The 18,160-nt window shown below is 63.8% G+C and carries 17 protein-coding genes; 15 read left to right on the top strand and 2 right to left on the bottom strand.

Annotation, left to right across the window (positions count from 1 at the left end; translation table 11 throughout):
* Nucleotides 1–145: 145 nt before the first annotated feature.
* Genes FHS02_RS31885 through FHS02_RS28405 form a run of 3 tightly spaced genes read left to right on the top strand, consistent with a single transcriptional unit; the run spans nucleotide 146 to nucleotide 2,347 of the window.
* Nucleotides 146–280 carry a hypothetical protein gene (locus FHS02_RS31885; RefSeq protein WP_259772483.1) on the top strand — a complete coding sequence of 45 codons (135 nt, stop codon included), beginning with the start codon at nucleotides 146–148 and terminating at the stop codon, nucleotides 278–280.
* Nucleotides 281–284: 4 nt separating this feature from the next.
* Nucleotides 285–1,037 carry a response regulator gene (locus FHS02_RS28410; RefSeq protein WP_137314030.1) on the top strand — a complete coding sequence of 251 codons (753 nt, stop codon included), beginning with the start codon at nucleotides 285–287 and terminating at the stop codon, nucleotides 1,035–1,037.
* A complete protein-coding gene (locus tag FHS02_RS28405) occupies nucleotides 1,034–2,347 on the top strand; it encodes an ATP-binding protein (RefSeq protein ID WP_229422661.1) in 1,314 nt (437 codons plus the stop codon). The genes FHS02_RS28410 and FHS02_RS28405 overlap by 4 nt, the downstream gene beginning before the upstream one ends.
* A gap of 37 nt (nucleotides 2,348–2,384) precedes the next feature.
* On the opposite strand, the gene FHS02_RS28400 is transcribed toward FHS02_RS28405, so the two are convergent.
* Complete coding sequence (locus FHS02_RS28400; protein ID WP_137314029.1) at nucleotides 2,385–3,161, bottom strand: PP2C family protein-serine/threonine phosphatase; 777 nt, start codon at nucleotides 3,159–3,161, stop codon at nucleotides 2,385–2,387.
* Between the two features lie 182 nt (nucleotides 3,162–3,343).
* Here FHS02_RS28400 and FHS02_RS28395 point away from each other — a divergent pair, with 182 nt between their 5' ends.
* The 9 genes from FHS02_RS28395 (at nucleotide 3,344) to rlmD (ending at nucleotide 14,287) form a co-directional block, all read left to right on the top strand.
* The gene (locus tag FHS02_RS28395; RefSeq protein WP_137314028.1) at nucleotides 3,344–3,544 is read left to right on the top strand and encodes a YdcH family protein; all 201 of its coding nucleotides are present in this window, start codon (nucleotides 3,344–3,346) and stop codon (nucleotides 3,542–3,544) included.
* A gap of 31 nt (nucleotides 3,545–3,575) precedes the next feature.
* Nucleotides 3,576–5,609 carry a DNA repair helicase YoaA gene (yoaA, locus tag FHS02_RS28390; RefSeq protein WP_137314027.1) on the top strand — a complete coding sequence of 678 codons (2,034 nt, stop codon included), beginning with the start codon at nucleotides 3,576–3,578 and terminating at the stop codon, nucleotides 5,607–5,609.
* Nucleotides 5,610–5,795: 186 nt separating this feature from the next.
* A complete protein-coding gene (locus FHS02_RS28385) occupies nucleotides 5,796–6,401 on the top strand; it encodes a toll/interleukin-1 receptor domain-containing protein (RefSeq protein ID WP_137314026.1) in 606 nt (201 codons plus the stop codon).
* A 226-nt stretch (nucleotides 6,402–6,627) separates the two neighbouring features.
* Nucleotides 6,628–8,523: a KGGVGR-motif variant AAA ATPase gene (locus FHS02_RS28380; protein WP_137314025.1), complete on the top strand. Its 1,896-nt coding sequence runs from the start codon at nucleotides 6,628–6,630 to the stop codon at nucleotides 8,521–8,523.
* Nucleotides 8,524–8,595: 72 nt separating this feature from the next.
* Complete coding sequence (gene surE, locus FHS02_RS28375) at nucleotides 8,596–9,333, top strand: 5'/3'-nucleotidase SurE (protein ID WP_137314024.1); 738 nt, start codon at nucleotides 8,596–8,598, stop codon at nucleotides 9,331–9,333.
* Nucleotides 9,330–10,229: a protein-L-isoaspartate(D-aspartate) O-methyltransferase gene (locus FHS02_RS28370; protein WP_137314023.1), complete on the top strand. Its 900-nt coding sequence runs from the start codon at nucleotides 9,330–9,332 to the stop codon at nucleotides 10,227–10,229. Before surE ends, FHS02_RS28370 begins: the two co-directional genes overlap by 4 nt.
* Nucleotides 10,230–10,618: 389 nt before the next feature.
* Nucleotides 10,619–11,539, top strand: coding sequence for a peptidoglycan DD-metalloendopeptidase family protein (locus tag FHS02_RS28365; protein WP_137314022.1), 921 nt, complete (start codon nucleotides 10,619–10,621; stop codon nucleotides 11,537–11,539).
* 182 nt (nucleotides 11,540–11,721) lie between these two features.
* Nucleotides 11,722–12,768, top strand: coding sequence for an RNA polymerase sigma factor RpoS (gene rpoS / locus FHS02_RS28360; RefSeq protein WP_137314021.1), 1,047 nt, complete (start codon nucleotides 11,722–11,724; stop codon nucleotides 12,766–12,768).
* Nucleotides 12,769–12,943: 175 nt separating this feature from the next.
* Nucleotides 12,944–14,287, top strand: a complete 1,344-nt coding sequence (rlmD, locus tag FHS02_RS28355; protein ID WP_137314020.1) for a 23S rRNA (uracil(1939)-C(5))-methyltransferase RlmD — start codon at nucleotides 12,944–12,946, stop codon at nucleotides 14,285–14,287.
* Between the two features lie 306 nt (nucleotides 14,288–14,593).
* On the opposite strand, the gene FHS02_RS28350 is transcribed toward rlmD, so the two are convergent.
* Nucleotides 14,594–15,277, bottom strand: coding sequence for a Bax inhibitor-1/YccA family protein (locus tag FHS02_RS28350; protein ID WP_137314019.1), 684 nt, complete (start codon nucleotides 15,275–15,277; stop codon nucleotides 14,594–14,596).
* 348 nt (nucleotides 15,278–15,625) lie between these two features.
* Here FHS02_RS28350 and ndk point away from each other — a divergent pair, with 348 nt between their 5' ends.
* The 3 genes from ndk to pilW all read left to right on the top strand — a co-directional run bounded on the left by ndk (nucleotide 15,626) and on the right by pilW (nucleotide 18,160).
* A complete protein-coding gene (gene ndk / locus FHS02_RS28345; protein ID WP_137314018.1) occupies nucleotides 15,626–16,051 on the top strand; it encodes a nucleoside-diphosphate kinase in 426 nt (141 codons plus the stop codon).
* A 97-nt stretch (nucleotides 16,052–16,148) separates the two neighbouring features.
* Nucleotides 16,149–17,321 carry a dual-specificity RNA methyltransferase RlmN gene (gene rlmN / locus FHS02_RS28340; protein WP_137314017.1) on the top strand — a complete coding sequence of 391 codons (1,173 nt, stop codon included), beginning with the start codon at nucleotides 16,149–16,151 and terminating at the stop codon, nucleotides 17,319–17,321.
* Complete coding sequence (pilW, locus tag FHS02_RS28335) at nucleotides 17,321–18,160, top strand: type IV pilus biogenesis/stability protein PilW (RefSeq protein WP_371861468.1); 840 nt, start codon at nucleotides 17,321–17,323, stop codon at nucleotides 18,158–18,160. The genes rlmN and pilW overlap by 1 nt, the downstream gene beginning before the upstream one ends.

Below are 18,160 nucleotides of genomic sequence, written 5' to 3'. Positions count from 1 at the left end.
ACCGCCGCCACGTATCGCCGGTGTGTCGCGCCACGGGGAGAAGTGAAACCGCGTATGTCCGCTGGCGGGCCGGATACATTGGCATACAAAAGCCGGCCGGCGATCGGCTATAAAGTCGCCACTGACACTGCGAACGGAGAAGCAAATGAGCGCATTCAAGACATTGAGACGCCTGGTGGCGGTACTGCTGTTCGCCGGCGCCGGCATTGCGGCCGAGATGCGCTACCCGGGACCCTGTCCTTTGGTGGCAATACAAGCGAAACGCCGTGCGCTAAGATGACGCGATGAACAAGACCCTTACCGATTCCGACCACGTCCTGATCGTCGACGACGACCGCGGTATCCGCGAACTGCTGGCTACCTACCTGGAAAAAGAGGGCATGCGCACATCGTCGGCGGCGAACGGCCGCCAGATGCGCGCGGCGCTGGAGGCGGCCACGCCGGACCTGATCGTGCTCGACCTGATGCTGCCCGGCGAGGATGGCCTGGCGCTGTGCCGCGAGCTGCGCTCCGGCAAGCACCGCAACGTGCCCGTGCTGATGCTGACCGCGCGCGGCGACGAGGTGGACCGCATCATCGGCCTGGAAATGGGCGCGGACGACTATCTTGCAAAGCCGTTCGGCGTGCGCGAGCTGCTGGCCCGGATCCGCGCCGTGCTGCGCCGCACGCGCATGCTGCCGCCGAACATCCAGGTGACGGAAAGCGTGCAGATGCTGGGCTTCGGCGAATGGAAGCTCGATACCACGCATCGCCACCTGCTCGATGAACAGGGCACGATGGTGGCGCTGTCCGGTGCCGAATACCGGCTGCTGCGGGTGTTCCTCGACCATCCGCAGCGCGTGCTGAACCGCGACCAGCTGATGAACCTCACGCAGGGCAAGAATGCGGACATCTACGACCGCTCGATCGACCTGCTGGTGAGCCGCCTGCGCCAGCGCCTGGGCGACGGGGCGCGCGAGCCCCGCTACATCAAGACGCTGCGCAACGAGGGCTATGTGTTCTCGTCCGCCGTGACGCTGCTGGCGGATCCGCCGTGACGGCCCTCGTGCACCGGTTCGTGCCCGGCAGCCTGTTTGCCCGCATCACGCTGATCCTGTGCCTGGGCCTGGCCGCGGCGCAGGGCCTGTCGACCTGGCTGACGGTGATGGAGCGCGACCGTACCACGCTCGACATCATGACCGGCTACGTGGAGCGCGAAGTGGTCACCTCGGTCGCGCTGCTCGACCACCTGCCGGCGGCCGAACGGGAGCGCTGGCTGCCGCAGCTGGCACGGCGCAGCTACCGGTTCGTCCTCGGGCCCGGCATTGCGGGCGTCACGCCGGACGCGGAATTGTCGCAACGCTTTGCAACGGCGATCACGGACGGCATCGGCAAGCACTACCCGCTGACGGTCAACGCGGTGCCCGGCGATGCCGAGCGGTTCCAGGTGCACCTGAAGCTTTCCGATGGCGCGCCGTTGACGATCGACATGCACCCGATGTACGGCGCGCCGCTGTCCGGCTGGCTGCCGGCGCTGCTGGCGGTGCAACTGGTCGTGCTGGCGCTGTGCTGCTGGTTCGCGGTGCGCCAGGCCACCCGCCCGCTGCACCAGCTGGCACAGGCCGCGGACGGCCTGGGGCCGGAGCTGCAGGCGCCAAGGCTGCTGGAAGAGGGGCCGTCGGAGGTAGCGCGTGCGGCGCGGGCGTTCAACGCGATGCAGGAGCGCATCGCGCTGTACGTGGCGGAGCGGATCCGCATCCTCGCTGCCATCTCGCACGATCTGCAGACGCCGATCACGCGCATGCGGATGCGGGTGGACATGATGGACGACAGTGCCGACCAGGACCGGCTGCGGCAGGACCTGCGCGAACTGGAAACGCTGGTGAAGGAAGGCATCGCGTATGCGAAGACGCTGCACGGCACGCAGGAAGAAGCGCGCCGGATCGACCCGGATGCGCTGATCGACAGCCTGGTCTGCGACCATGTCGATGCCGGGCAGGAAGTCACCCTGCGCGGCACGGTCGGCGCGCCGCTGGTCACGAAGCCGCAGGCCTTGAAGCGCATCCTGGGCAACCTTGTCGACAACGCCGTCAAGTTCGGCGGCGCGGCGGAAGTGGAGGTTGGCCGGGAACCCGAGGGCCGTGTCACGGTCGCCGTGCTCGATCGCGGACCGGGGATTCCGGACGACCAGCTGGCGGCAGTGTTCGAGCCGTTCGTGCGACTGGAAACGTCGCGCAACCGGGATACCGGCGGCACGGGACTGGGACTGTCGATCGTGCGGCAACTGGCGGGCACGCTGGGGGCGGAGATCGTGTTGCGCAACCGGGCAGGCGGCGGGCTGGAAGCGCGGCTGGTGCTGCCGGGCTGACGCCGCACCGGCGGTCGATCCTTAGGCGGTCGACTCTTCAGGCGGACGGTCCTTCAACTGGCGATACCAGCCGCAGGATCGCCATCGTGCAATTGTCGCCATTCCCCTGCGCACGCTCCCTGGCTTTGTCGATCAGCAGCTCGGCGGCCTGGCGCGGCGTGCGGCGCGATACGGCGGCGGCCAGTTCCCCATCGGCAAACCACGACCACAGGCCGTCCGTGCAAAGCAGGAAGCCGTCGCCCGGCTGCAGGTCTTCGTGGCAGCCGACAGAGACGAACGGTGCCTTCAGCCGGTTGCCGAGCGCATTGTTCAGCAGCCGCGATGCGCGGTGCCGGCGGGCGGCCTCGAGGGGAAGCTTGTCGGCGGTGACGAGATGGTCGATGTAGTCGGCGTCGTCCGTCTTGCCGGCCGGGGCACCGTTGGCGAAACGATACAGCCGGGTGTCGCCCACCGTGGCCCAGATTGCCTGGCGGTCCGGCGTCAGCACCAGCAGCGCCATCGTCGACAGGGCGCCGGCGGCGTCGGGCAGGGGATTCATCAGCAGCACGTCGTGCGTTTCCTGCGCGATGGCACGCAATAGCCTGCCGACCCGTTCAACGCTGGGCGCGTCGCCGGGCCGGAATTCATCGAGCAGTTGTTTACTGGTATGCAGCAGCTGTTCGGCGCCGATCGCATTCGTTGCGCCGCCATCGCCGACGACCGCCAGAACGTAGCCAGGTGCCTGCGTGGCGGTAAACAGGGCGGCGCGGTCGTGCTGGCGGGGGCGGTTGCCCACATGCTGGGCGGTGCCCGCTTCGAGTCGATAGATGCTCATGATGGCGGGAAATGCTCCCTGCTTCTTTCCAATGCTTACGTCGGAGCCTGCTCCTGGGTTAAACTATGCACCGGTAAGCGGTTTGATGGCAAGCAAATATTGCCGTACGGATTGTTGCAATGCTGGTAAGGTGATGCCGGCAAAGCGAAGTTGGCAACTCCTCACACTGGTAGCGAATCCCCATGAAGAACGAAGAAGAGATCCGGCGCCGCATCGTCGAACTGGATGTGGAGCATCGCGACCTGGATGCCGTGATCGAAATGCTGACGCGTGACGGACATCATGACCAGCTCCAGCTGCGTCGCTTGAAAAAGCGCAAACTGCAATTGAAAGATTACATCACGCTGTTGAAGATGCAGCTGGTGCCCGACGTACCCGCCTGATTTCCCGATTCGTACCACCCAAGAAGACAAAGTGACTGACCACGACCAGACGCCAGCCGTCCCCGACGGCAATGGCGAGGATTCCGTTTCCGCCGCCGCTCCCGGTAAATATGATGCCGAGGTCGAGCGGCTGTTCGGCGTCGGCGGCCCGCTGGGGCCGGCGGTCGGCGGTTTTCGTCCCCGCAAATCGCAAACCGAAATGGCCAAGGCGATTGCCCAGGCCATTGCCGAGCAGCAGACGCTGATCGCCGAGGCGGGGACTGGCACGGGCAAGACGTTCGCCTACCTGGTGCCGGCGCTGATGTGGGGCGGCAAGACGATCGTGTCGACCGGCACGAAGAACCTGCAGGACCAGTTGTTCCTGCGCGACATTCCCACCGTGCGCGCGGCGCTGAAGGCGCCGGTATCGGTGGCGCTGCTGAAGGGGCGCGGCAATTACCTGTGCCACTACCACCTGGAGCGCACGCTGGCCAACGGCCGGATGACGTCGCGCGAGGATGTCGGCTACCTGCGCGAGATTTCGCGCTTCCTGAAGATGACGCAGACCGGCGACAAGGCGGAGCTGGCGCGCGTACCGGAGAACGCGCCGGTGTGGAACCTGGTGACGTCGACGCGCGAGAACTGCATCGGCCAGGAGTGCCAGTACAACCAGGACTGCTTCGTGCTCAAGGCGCGCCGCGAGGCGCAGCAGGCCGACGTGGTCGTCGTCAATCACCACCTGTTCTTTGCCGACGTGGCGCTGAAGGATACCGGCGTGGCCGAATTGCTGCCGTCGGCGAACACCATCATCTTCGACGAGGCGCACCAGCTGCCCGATACCGCCACGCTGTTTTTCGGCGAGACGGTGTCGACCAGCCAGGTGCTGGAACTGTGCCGCGACGTGCTGGCCGAAGGCCTGGCCCATGCGCGCGACGGTGCCAACTGGGCCAGCGTGGTCTCCGCGGTGGAAAAGGCCGCACGCGACCTGCGGCTGACGTTCCCGCAGGACGTGGTGCGGCTGTCGCTGCCGCAGATCGCGCCGTCGTCGGACTTTTTCCCGGCGCTTGAAAAGCTGAAGGAAGAACTGGACGGCATGCTGGAAGTGCTGGAAGGGCAGGCGCAGCGCGCCGAAACGATCGAGCATTGCCGCACGCGCGGCCTGGAACTGGCGCAGAAGTACAAGGACTGGACCTACGACCCGAAGGTCAAGGTGCCGCCGGGGCAGGAAGCGGTGTACTGGGTGGAGGCATTTGCCAGCTCGCTGCAACTGCACAAGACGCCGCTGTCGATCGCGCAGATCTTCAGCAACCAGCGCGAAGGCACGCCGCGCAGCTGGATTTTCACTTCGGCGACGCTGGCGGTGAAGAACGACTTCAAGCACTTCTCCCATCAGCTGGGGCTGTACGACGAGCCGGCCATGTCGTGGCCGAGCCCGTTCAATTATCCGGAGCAGGGCATCCTGTATGTGCCGCAGGGCTTGCCCGATCCGAACTCGCTGGGCTATACGGACGCCGTGCTCGACAGCGCGCTGCCCGTCATCGAGGCGGCCGGCGGCCGCACCTTCCTGCTATGCACCACGCTGCGCGCCGTGAAGCGGGCGGCGGAACGCCTGCGCGACGAGTTCGAGCGGCGCGGCCTGAAGTTCCCCCTGTTCGTGCAGGGCGACCGTGGCCGCACCGAATTGCTCGACCAGTTCCGCAAGGCCGGCAACGGCGTGCTGATCGGCAGCCAGAGCTTCTGGGAAGGCGTGGACGTGCGCGGCGAGGCGCTGTCGCTGGTGATCATCGACAAGCTGCCGTTCGCGCCGCCGGACGATCCGGTACTGGCCGCGCGCATCGAAGTGATGGAAAAGAAGGGCATGAACGGCTTTGTCCATCACACGCTGCCGGAAGCCATCATCAACCTGAAGCAGGGCGCCGGCCGCCTGATCCGCGACGAAGGCGATCGCGGCGTGCTGATGCTGTGCGACCCGCGCGTGATCACCAAGCCCTATGGCCGCCGCATCTGGCAAAGCCTGCCGCCGTTCAAGCGTACCCGCGAACAGGCCGAAGTGATCGCCTTTTTCCAGCCGCCCGCGGCATCCTGAGTTTCCCTCTCTTCCTGTCTTTTTCCCGTGTCCACGCGGGATGACTGCGCAGTCGTTTGACTGCGCAGTCATCCACCGGATAAGGTTTGCGCCATCGCAAACCAACCGTTGACCAGCTTGTTACAGTGAGCCGCAGTAGTTACACAAAAAAACTCCATGATCAGGGGAGAAACAGGAGAGGACGACATGACGATCCGCTATGGCTGTTTCTTCAGCTATGCCCACGGCCAGCATGCCTACATGAGGGAATTCCGCAATGCCCTCGTCGACGCGCTGCGCTGCTATCTCGAACCACACCTCGATACGGAAGCCGAATTGTTCGTCGACAGCGAACAGCTCGGCGGCGGCGACGATCCCGATGCGAGAATCGCCCGTGCCATGTGTGAAAGCGTATGCATGATCATGATCTATACGCCCAAGTACGAGGCCCATGCGTACACCCGGCGTGAATTCGCAGCCATGCAGATGATCGAGGCGGAGCGCCGCGCCTGGTATCCGCTGCCCAGCCGCCTGATCATCCCCGTGGTCATGACGCGGCACTCCATCGGCCTGCCGCCGCAGATCAGCGAACCGGGTTTTTACGTGGACTTTTCGCGCTACACGCTGGCCACGGGCGACCTGAAGACGAATCCCGATTTTTTGCCGGACATCGACCGGATCGTGCAACGCATCGTTGCTCATTACCATTATTTGAAGTACAGCATCCCGCCCGAGCACGATTGCGGCCGGTTCGCGTTGCCGCCGGCTCCGCCGGAATGGCGCCCGATGCCGCCGCCGCATTTTCCGCGCTGATCCGGGTGATTGCAGATTCTGCAGATTCGGGCACGTTTCGCTGGTGCTTCGCTGGCCCCGATTCCGATTCCGGTTCCGATTCCGGCTCCGTTGCCGGCTCCATTGCCGGCTCGCTGATTCGTGCTGCGACTCACGCTTGTGACGCACACGCCTGATCCAGGCGTGTTCGTACCCTGTTTTACCTTCCTGCTGGTATTCACAGGCTTTTTTCTGAAAAGGGCTCGCCATGGAAACGCATCGACTGTCTCTACCGCCCCTGGACGAACCCGGCGAGGTCGTCACTTTTTATTCCCACAAAGGGGGCGCCGGCCGGACCATGGTGCTGGCAAACCTTGCCGTCATGCTAGCGCGCCGCAACAACGCGACCGTGCCCACGCTGGTCATCGACTGGGACCTGGAAGCGCCGGGCCTGCATCACTACTTCAAGCCGATCGGAGACGGGGCGGGCGTGCTGGAGTTGTTCGAAGCGTGCCGCGACCAGCTGCTGCGCCGTACCCGGCTGGATGGCGGCCGGGATGACGCGGCGCTGGCCCAGGCCGTGCTGGACGCGGTCGGCTGGGAACAATACATCACCCGGGCGGACAACGGCCGCCCGCTGTATCTGATGCGCGCGGGGCGGCAGGACGCCAGTTACCCGGAACGGCTCGCGCGGCTGGACTGGGAAGCGCTGTTCGATGCCTGCCCCGCGCTTTTCCGTGTGTTCGCGGAAAACCTGGCACGCCGCTTCCGGCACGTGCTGGTCGACTCGAGCGCCGGGCGCAGCGGCATGGCGGGTATCTGTACAACCCTGCTGCCGACGAAGCTGGTGATGGTGTTCGCCCCGAACCGCCAGGACCTCGAAGGCGTCGAAGCACTGGTGCAGCGGGCCACGGCCTGGCGCTGCAGCCACGAGGACGAGCAGCGCCAGATGCTGATCTACCCATTGCCATCGCGCATCGAGATGGACGATTCGGCGCACCGGGCGCTGTGGCGCCGCGGCGACCCGGAGCGTGGCATTCCCGGCTACCAGCCGCTGTTCGAGCGGGCATTTGCCGAGGCCTACGGCATGTCGCGTATTTCGCTGGAAAGCTATTTCGACGAAGTGCAGCTGCAGCAGGCGCGCAGCCTGGCGTACGGCGAACCGCTGCCGGTATTTGCCGACGAGGACGACGACCGTTTTTCCGTCACCCGTACCTTCCAGGCCTTCCTCGGCTGGTTTCTCGGTGGTTACCAGCCCTGGCAATCGCGCGACGAGATTCCGCTGCTGAGCGCGGTGGCGCAGGGCCGGACGGCGATGGAGCGCGGCGGCGGGCGCGGCGTTTCATTGCCGCTGGCGCGCGACCTGGCGCGCCTGGGCGAACTGTACCGCCGCGAGGGCCGCCTCGAGGCGGCTGCCGGCTGTCTCGAGGAAAGCCTGTCGCTGCACGTGCTGATCCTGGGTGACGACCATGTCGATACGCTGGACAGCAAGGCGGTACTTGCCGACCTGCTGTTCGAACAGGAGAAATACGGTGAAGCGCGTTTCCTGCAGGAAGCTGTATTGGAGGTGCGCGAAAAACTGTTCGGCGCTGGCGCTCCCGTCACGCTGGAGGCGGCATCGGCCCTGGCTGCCACGCTGGCTCAGGCCAACCAGATTCCCGAGGCGCTGGCGCTGCAGGATGCGGTTATCGACGCCCATCAACGCCAGCTGGGCAACGAACACCTGGCCACCATCGAAAGCCTGGCCGTACGGGCCGATATCCTGTGTCACGGCGAACAGCTCGAGGCGGCCGTGGACCTGCTCGAAGAGGTCGTTGCGCTGCGCAGCATGCTGCTGGGTCCCGAGCATGCGGACACCGTGCGCACGCGCAATATGCTGGCCCAGGCGCGCAGCCGCTCGAAGCAACCGGGGATCTCGGCAGGGCGCGACATGCATGCGCGCGATATCGAAGAAGCAGGAGAAGCGGGAGAAGTGCGAGGCAAGGAGCGTGAACCCGAACGGCGACGCGAGCGCGGACACGGGCACGGGTATGAACGGGGACGCGACAACCAGGGGGGCGGCATCGAGCAGCCGCACGCAGGATACCCGGCGCAGCGCGGCCGCCAGGTCGGTTCAGACGAGATGGTGGTGGATGGCGGCCCATCGCCGTCGCGCCTGCGCTGAAAGCGCCACAAATTCAGCATGGGAGCGGCTCCGCATGCGCTGGCGGCGCGTTGCTTCAGGTAAAATTCCTGTATGAGGATCCTTATCAGTAACGACGACGGCTACCTGGCACCCGGCATCAATGCGCTGGCGGACGCGCTGGCCGCGATCGCCGACATCGTGGTGGTGGCACCGGACAGCAACCGCTCCGGAGCATCGAATTCGCTGTCGCTGGACCGGCCGTTGTCGGTGCAGCAAGCTGCCAATGGTTTCTATTTTGTCAACGGTACGCCGACTGATTGCGTGCACGTGGCCTTGACCGGCATGCTGGTCGAGCGTCCCGACCTGGTGGTTTCCGGCATCAATAACGGGCCCAACATGGGTGACGACACGCTGTACTCCGGCACGGTGGCCGCGGCCACCGAAGGTTACCTGTTCGGCATTCCCGCCATTGCGTTCTCGCAGGGTGAATGGGGCTGGGCGCATATCGACGATGCGGCGAAAGCCGCGCGCGACATCGTGCTGCGCTACGCCGAGGTACTGGAAAAACCTTACCTGCTGAACGTCAACATCCCGAACCGTCCGTACGATGCGCTGGGCCAGCCGGTGGCCACGCGGCTGGGGCGGCGCCACCAGGCGGAGCCGGTGATCAAGTCGCACGATCCGCGCGGCCGCGAGATTTTCTGGATCGGCCCGCCGGGGGCATGCAAGGATGCCGGCGAAGGTACCGACTTCCATGCCGTGCAGCAGGGCCGCATCTCCATGACGCCACTGCAGATCGACCTGACCCACAGGCCACAACTCGACCTCCTGGCAAAGGCCCTCGGATGACCGACAAGCCCCGTACTTTTCCGCTGCCCCTGTCGTCGGTGACGGACAAGGGGCAGAAGAAGCAAACCGTGTTCGGCCCGGTGGCAACACCGCAGACGGCAACCCGCAACGCCGCCTACAACGCGCTGCACGGCGCAGCCCCGGCCACGGCGAACAAGCCGGCCCACCCCGCGGCCGCCACCCATGGTGTCAATGCCAGGCTCGCGCGGCCGGCAGGCGCGCCGGTCGAACGCGTTCAGCCGGCCGCGCCCAGGCAGGATGCGCTGGTGTCGGGCGCGGTGCGGCGCGCGATGGTGGCCCGAGTGGCGCAGCAGGGCGTGCGCGACCGGGCGGTATTGGGCGCGCTCGAAGCCGTGCCGCGTCACCTGTTCGTCGAAGAAGGGCTAGCGCCGCAAGCCTACATCGATGCCTCGCTGCCGATCGGCCACCACCAGACGATCTCGCAGCCGTATATCGTGGCACGGATGATCGAGGTGATGCGGCAAGGCGCGCAACTGCAGCGGGTACTGGAAATCGGCACCGGTTGCGGCTATCAGGCAGCCGTTCTTGCATGTATTGCACAAGACGTGTATTCCATTGAGCGCATCAAGCCGTTACATGAGCTGGCGAAAGCCAACCTGCGGCCGCTGCGGGTGCCGAACCTGCGGTTGCACTACGGAGATGGTATGCTTGGGCTGCCACAGGCAGCGCCGTTCGACGGCATCATCCTCGCCGCCGCGGGTCTGGAAGTACCGCGGGCGCTGCTGGAGCAATTGGCCATCGGCGGGCGACTGGTTGCGCCGGTAGGCGAGCGCAGCCAGCACCTGGAGCTGGTCACGCGCGTGGCAAAGAGCGAATGGCAACGCCAGATGCTCGAAGATTGCCACTTCGTACCGCTGCGGCCCGGTACGGTGTGAAAAACGGTGTGTAGCAGCACTGCAAAGAACAAGTAATAACCCGCCTGGCCGCACGATGATGCCCGGTCCTGAGGACTCTCATGAGGCTCCATGAGTCTCTCATGAGACTTGTATGAGACTCGAGACTCGAGACTCGTATCAGACTCGAGACTCGTATCAGACTCGCATGGCTCGAATGATCTTCCTGCGTTTGAAGATTTTCATGAGCCCGGGGTTTGGAGTCTGAAGACTTTGGAATCTGAAGATCATGAGACTGCAGATCATGAGTCGGAAGATTGTATGAGTCTGATGGTATGAGCCTGATGATGAGTCCGATTTTATGAGTCCGATGACCGGGACGCCGCGTGCCGCTGCCAAGGTGTAGCCGAGAGATATCAAATCAGATGAGCATGACGAAAAAAAGTACCCTGTTTGTGTTGTTGCCGCTGGCGGTGCTGACCGCCTGTACTTCCACCCCGCAGCAGGCGCCCGTGGTCGAGCGCCCCATCACCCGCCGCGCACCGCCGCCGGCACCCGCGCCGGCACCTGTCCAGGAAAACCGTGAAGGTTATTACACGGTCAGGAAGGGCGATACGCTGATCCGCATCGCGCTCGATCATGGCCAGAATTACCGCGACATCGTGGCGTGGAACAATCTCGCCAATCCGAACGATATCAAGGTGGACCAGGTACTGCGGGTAACGCCGCCGGAAGAGGCGCCGGGCGTACGCACCGCCGCCGTGGTAATGCCGCCGGATACGACGAAAGTCGCGCCGGTACCGAAGAAGGTGGAACCGAAGGGCGACAAGAAGCCCTACGCCGAAGCCGACCTGAAAAACGACAAGGATGGCGATGGCAGGCCGGACCCGGCACCGAAGCCCGCCGAGAAGCCGGTGCAGCTGGCCAGCGTGAAACCGTCGGTGCCGGCTGCGGCGTCCGCGCCCGCGTTGTCGGCGGAAGACCGCGAAGTCAGCTGGATGTGGCCGGCCGAGGGCAGGGTCGTCGGTCAGTTCGACGAAGGCAAGAACAAGGGTATCGACATCGCCGGGCGGCCCGGGCAGCAAGTGCTTGCCGCAGGTGCAGGAAAGGTGATGTATGCCGGTAGCGGCATCCGTGGTTATGGTAATCTTGTCATCGTAAAACACAGTAATGGCCTGCTTTCCGCGTATGCCCACAACCGGTCCATCCTCGTCAAGGAAGGCCAGTCGGTCGGCAAGGGGCAGGCGATCGCCGAGATGGGAGATTCCGACTCCGATAGCGTCAAGCTGCACTTTGAAATCAGGCAGCAGGGCAAACCGGTGGATCCTTCCAAGTTCCTGCCTAACCGCTAGGGAAACGCTGAGTTGATTCGATGATTGATTCGTCGAGTTGATTCGTCGAGTTGATTCTGCTGCGAGGGATTGGTTTTTGAAGAAGGTGCCAATTCCTTCCAGCAATGAATCAGCGGTTCCCAGGCATAGCGCCAGAAGTTGCGCGAGGCATCAGCCCAGGTATCGCCCATGAGGTAACGCCCATGTCCAGCTCGCCGAACGACTCCCTGGAAGACGACTCCCTCCCGGACGACTTGTCGGACGAGAATTTCGGGGGCGAGAGCCTGGCTGACGATCAGCTGGCTGGCGATGGCGACGAGGAAGGCGACGGCGGGGGCGGCAGCGCCGCCGTCGATGGCCGCAGTACTGCGCTGGCCAGTGTCGACGAGCTGAAGAAGGTGCTCGCGGCCGAGCTTTCCACCGATACCACGCAACATTACCTGAACCAGATCGGCACGCGGCCCCTGTTGACGGCGCCGCAGGAAGTGCATTTCGCCACGCTGGCCAAGGCGGGCGACTTCGCCGCCCGTCAAAAGATGATCGAGCATAACCTTCGGCTGGTCGTCTCGATTGCCAAGCACTACATCAACCGCGGTGTCGTGCTGCTCGACCTGATCGAGGAAGGCAATATCGGCCTGATGCGGGCAATCGACAAGTTCGAACCGGAGCGGGGCTTTCGTTTTTCAACGTATGCCACCTGGTGGATTCGCCAGAGCATCGAGCGCGCCATCATGAACCAGGCGCGCACGGTGCGCCTGCCGGTCCACATGGTGCGCGAACTGAACCAGATCCTGCGCGGCAAGTATCACCTCGAGGCGCAGCACCACAATGGCAAGGACGCCAGCGCGGAAGATATAGCCGACCTGGTCGGCAGGCCGGTGGAAGAGGTGCAGGATATCCTGGCGCTGTCCGAGCACGCCACGTCGCTCGATGCGCCGCTGGACAACGATCCCCAATCGTCGCTGATGGACATGCTGCCCGGCGATGCGGACGACAGTCCGGATGCGCGCGCCGAACACCGTGAAATGACGCATCTGATACGCGACTGGCTGTCGCGGCTGCCGGACAAGCAGCGCATCGTCATCATGCGCCGCTTTGGCCTGGACAACGACGATCCCGCCACGCTGGAAACGCTGGCAGAGGAAATGGGCGTAACCCGCGAGCGCGTGCGGCAGATTCAGCAGGAAGCACTCCTCAAGCTGAAGCGGGCGATGGCCGCGCGCGGCGTGGTGCGCGATTCGCTGCTGTGACACTGCCTGGATAGCCGTCCAAACCGCCCCAGGCACGATTTTTCGTCGAAGACTTGCGCCTGGCGCCACGTCTTTGCGCCCGTCAGCGGCGCATCCTGCCGTTCCTCAACTATCGGCTTCTGCTATCATACTGCCCTTCCAAATCGCCGCCTCGCCGGCCAATCGATAGACACTCATGCAAGACAACAGCATCGAAATCAAATCGCTCGACATGGACGCGCGCGGCGTCGGCCACATGCAGGATAACGAAGACGGCACGCCAGGCAAGGTGGTGTTCGTGGAAGGAGCGCTGCCGGGCGAGCGCGTCAGCTTTGAAATGCTGCGCAAGAAGAAGAACTGGGAATCGGGCCGCGTCACGCAGATCCACCGCGAGTCGGCCATGCGCGTGCAGCCGAAATGCGTGCACTTCGACTATTGCGGCGGCTGCTCGATGCAGCACCTGGAAGCTTCGGCGCAGGTGGCCATCAAGCAGCGCGTGCTGGAAGATAACCTGTGGCACCTGTCGAGAGTGAAGGCGGACGTGATGATGCGCCCGCTGCATGGCCCGACCTGGGGCTACCGCTACCGCGCGCGCCTGTCGTCGCGCTACGTGGCGAAGAAGGGCACGGTGCTGGTCGGCTTCCATGAAAAGAAATCCGTCTTCGTGGCCGACATCCAGAGCTGCCAGATCCTGCCGAAGCACGTGTCGGACATGATGATGCCGCTGCGCGCGCTGATTCATTCGCTGTCGATCTACGACAAGGTGCCGCAGATCGAACTGGCGATCGGCGAAGACCTGACGGTGCTCGTCATGCGCAACATGGTGCCGTTGACGGGCGACGACGAGGCGAAGCTGAAAGCCTTTGCCGACCAGTTCGACATCCAGTGGTGGCTGCAGCCGAAGGGCCCGGATACCGCTTATCCGTTCTATCCGCTGGACCGGCAACTGCACTACCTGCTGCCGGAATTCGGCATCCGCATGCCGTTCAAGCCGGTCGATTTCACGCAGGTGAACCACCAGATCAACCGTGTGCTGGTGCACAAGGCGCTGCGCCACCTGGACGTGCAGCCGGGCGAGCGCGTGGCCGACCTGTTCTGCGGCATCGGCAACTTCACGCTGCCGCTGGCGACGCAGGCGCGCGACGTGGTGGGCATCGAAGGCAGCACCGCGTTGACGGAGCGGGCGCAGCAGAATGCCGTCATCAACGGCGTCGGCGACAAGACCACGTTCTACTGCCGCAACCTGTTCGAGGTGACGAAGGACGACCTGATCGCACTGGGCAAGTTCGACCGCATCCTGGTCGACCCGCCGCGCGATGGTGCGATGGCGCTGTCGCTGGCATTGGCCGAGCTGAAGGAAAGCAACCCCGAACTGCTGCCAAAGCGGATCGTCTACGTGTCGTGCAGCCCGTCCACGCTGGCGCGCGATGCCGGCGTGCTGGTGCACCGCGCCGGCTACGTGCTGTCGCAGGCGGGGGTGATGAATATGTTCCCGCATACGTCCCATGTGGAATCGATGGCGGTGTTCGACCTCGCCTGATCGGATGCCAGCAAGGCACGTTGGCAAGTAGCTGCGCGGCGGCGCCCCCTCCCGGCCGCACGCCGCGCTACCGCAACGATTCTGTTGCAAAAAACTGGGGACAGTCTCCAATTTTTTACAACACTTTCTGTTGTAGATTTTCGGGGACTGGAAGGCGTGATGGCTTGCAAGCCATCACCGCTTGGCAGGCGCGGAGCATGCTCCACGAAACCCCTGCCGCGCCCCGGTGTTATTAGCGACCAGCTCAACAGTAATGGCGAAAAAAAAGCCGGCACAAGGCCGGCTTCCGATGGCTGCTAGCGGTGATCAGTCGCGGTCGCCGCTGGTGAAGCCCAGGATCGACAGCAGGCTGCTGAAGATGTTGTACACATTCAGGTACAGGCTCAGCGTAGCGCTGATGTAGTTCGTTTCGCCGCCGTTGACGATGCGTTGCACGTCATACAGGATGAAGGCGGAGAAAATGCCGATGGCCAGCACCGAGATCGTCAGCGTCAGGGCAGGGATGGCGAAGAAGATGTTCGCCAGCGATGCCAGGATGATGATGACCAGGCCGATCATCGCAAACTTGGCCACGCCGGAGAAATCGCGCTTCGACACGGTCGCGACACTTGCCAGCACGGCAAAGATCGTCGCGGTGCCGCCGAACGCCAGCATGATCAGCGTGCCACCGTTGGCGAACGACAGCGTACGGGTCAGCAATGGCGCCAGCATCAGGCCCATGAAGAACGTGAAGCCCAGCAGCAGGGCAACGCCCAGCCCGCTGTCCTTGTTCTTTTCGATCGCCCAGATGAATCCGAACGCGATGCCCAGGAACAGCAGCGCGCCCAGGAAGCCGCCTGGAATCGGCACGCCGAGCGTCATCCCGGCCGCCGCGCCAAGCACGGTCGGGATCATCGACAGCGACAGCAGCCAGTACGTGTTGCGCAGGACGCGGTTCTGGGTGACTGCACGCCCATCCGCGTATTGATAAGTTTTTTCCAAGTTAGCCATAGTTGCACTCCTTTTGTCGGTACGGTGTACCCTTGCCAAAGCTTAGCACGCGAGGTGCCGAAAAGGGCTTAAGCCCGCCGGGATGGTCTGTCATCTAGAGTTCGCAATAGTGAGCCGACTCTTGAAATCCTCCGGAAACCGCCCAACTGCCTGCGAACGGCTGGGCTTCCCAGCCAAAACCGCCCGCCACGATGCGAGTTACCAGGGTTTCGATGCGGCTTTCCGCCGCTTGTTACGCCATCTTCCGCCCCAACACGCATAGTATATGGGGTGTTGTATGCTAAAATCAAAGGTTGATCGAGAAATCAATTTCGTTTTAACCCTTTCTTTTTACTGGAGTTTTTAATAATGGCAATCGAACGCACCCTGTCCATCATCAAACCGGACGCAGTGGCCAAGAACGTGATCGGCCAGATCTACAGCCGTTTCGAAGGTGCTGGCCTGAAGATCGTCGCTGCCCGCATGACCCAACTGTCGCGCGCTGAAGCCGAAGGCTTCTACGCCGTGCACGCTGCCCGTCCGTTCTTCAAGGACCTGGTGGACTTCATGGTTTCCGGCCCTGTCATGATCACGGTCCTGGAAGGCGAAAACGCCATCGCCGCGCACCGCGACCTGATGGGCGCAACCGATCCGAAGAAAGCTGAAAAAGGCACGATCCGCGCCGATTTCGCTGATTCCATCGATGCCAACGCCGTTCACGGTTCGGACGCTGCCGAAACCGCCGCCACGGAAATCGCTTACTACTTCCCGGCACTGAACGTGTACTCCCGTTAATCGAATCGATTAGCGGCGCTTAGCAATACATCAGTAGTATCGCCTGACGCCCCGGCATGTCCGGGGCGGAGGTGTTTTGAAAAAAGATTGAACAGTTATGGAAACGACCCTCACCAACCTGCTGGACCTCGATCCCGCGCAACTGATCGACTACTGCGCGCAGTTGGGTGAGAAGCCGTTCCGCGCCAAGCAGCTGCAACGCTGGATTCACCAGTTCGGCGCGTCCGACTTCGACAGCATGACCGATCTCGCCAAGTCCTTGCGCGAGAAACTGAAGACGCGCGCCCATATCACGGCGCCGGCCGTCATCAGCGACCATACCTCGACCGATGGCACCCGCAAGTGGCTGGTGGATGTCGGCAACGGCAACGCCGTCGAAACCGTGTTCATTCCGGAAGAAAATCGCGGCACGCTGTGCATTTCCACGCAGGCCGGCTGCGCCGTCAATTGCCGTTTCTGCTCGACCGGCAAGCAGGGCTTCAACCGCAATCTGACGGTGGCCGAGATCATTGGCCAGCTGTGGATGGCCGAGTTCGAGCTGCGCAAGACGAAAGGCATCGAGCCGGGTCCGAAGGGCGAACGCCAGATCACCAACGTCGTCATGATGGGCATGGGCGAGCCGCTGCTGAACTACGAGCCGACCGCCACCGCGCTGAAGCTGATGCTCGACGATAACGCGTATGGCCTGTCGCGCCGCCGCGTCACGCTGTCCACGTCGGGCGTGGTGCCGATGATCGACAAGCTGTCGCAGGACGTGCCGGTGGCGCTGGCCGTGTCGCTGCACGCATCCAACGACGAGCTGCGCAATGGCCTCGTGCCGCTGAACAAAAAATACCCGCTGGCCGAACTGCTGGCGGCCTGCAAGCGTTACCTGGAATTCGCCCCGCGCGACTTCATCACGTTCGAGTACTGCATGCTGGACGGCTTCAACGATTCCGACGAGCATGCGCGTGAACTGATCGCGCTGGTGAATCACCCGCAATATGGCATCAACTGCAAGTTCAACCTGATTCCGTTCAACCCCTTCCCGGAATCGGGCCTGACGCGGTCGAAGAACCCCCGCATCAAGGCGTTCGCTGAAATCCTGATGAATGCCGGTATCGTGACAACCATCCGCAAGACCCGTGGCGACGATATCGACGCTGCCTGCGGCCAGCTTGCCGGTGAAGTCAAGGACCGCACCCGCGTGGCCGAGCGCATGGAAAAGATGGCCGAATATAAAACGAAGTTCGGTGCCGATTTCGGCAAGATCGTGGAGATCCGGTCCTGATGACCGCAGCCGCCCAGTGCCGCGCGCACACGGCCAGCCTCGGCTTCGCCGGGCTGCTGGCCATGCTGCTGGCCGCTTGTGCGGGCGGACCCGCGGGTACCGGGGCGGATGGCACGAGCGGCAAGGCCGAGCTGGCCACGCTGTCGGATGCGACGGCTGCGCAGAAGCGCGCCCAGATCCGCATGCAGCTGGCGGTCGGCTACTATGAGCAGGGCCAGTTGCCGATCGCGCTCGACGAGATCAAGAAGGCGATCGCCGCCGATCCCGGGTACGCGGATGCCTATGGCGTGCGCGCGCTGATCTACATGGGCATGGGCGAGACGACGCTGGCGGACGATAATTTCAAGCGCGCGCTGCAACTGGCGCCGAACAATCCGGACATCGCAAACAACTATGGCTCGTTCCTGTGCCAGAACGGTCGCGTGGCGGAGTCGTTCCGCTGGTTCGACGCGGCACTGGCCAGCCGCCAGTATTCGTCGCCGGCGAAGGCGATGAACAACGCGGGCAGTTGCGCGCTGAAGAACAAGGAATACGAGCGGGCCGAGCAATATTTGCTGCAGGCACTGCAGCTGGCACCGGATCAGCCGTCGACCAGCGCCAACCTGGCGCGGGTTTATTATGAGCGCCGCGATTACGTGCGCGCCAACTTCTTCATTACCCGGCTCGGCAAGGTTGCCCGGCCCGACAGCCTGCCGGCGGAAGTGCTGTGGCTGGCTGTCAGGGTGCAGCACCGGCTCGGCGACAAGGGTGCGGAAGAAGGTTGGGCGACGCAGCTGCGGCGCCACCACGCCGCCTCGCCCGAGTATGCTGCGTATCAGCGCGGGGCGTTTGATGAGTGA

It is taken from the genome of Pseudoduganella umbonata (genome assembly GCF_014192225.1).
In the GTDB taxonomy this organism is placed as follows: Bacteria; Pseudomonadota; Gammaproteobacteria; order Burkholderiales; family Burkholderiaceae_D; genus Rugamonas; species Rugamonas umbonata.
Note: the sequence above shows the minus strand (reverse complement) of the source record. Positions and strands in the feature narration are given on the sequence as shown.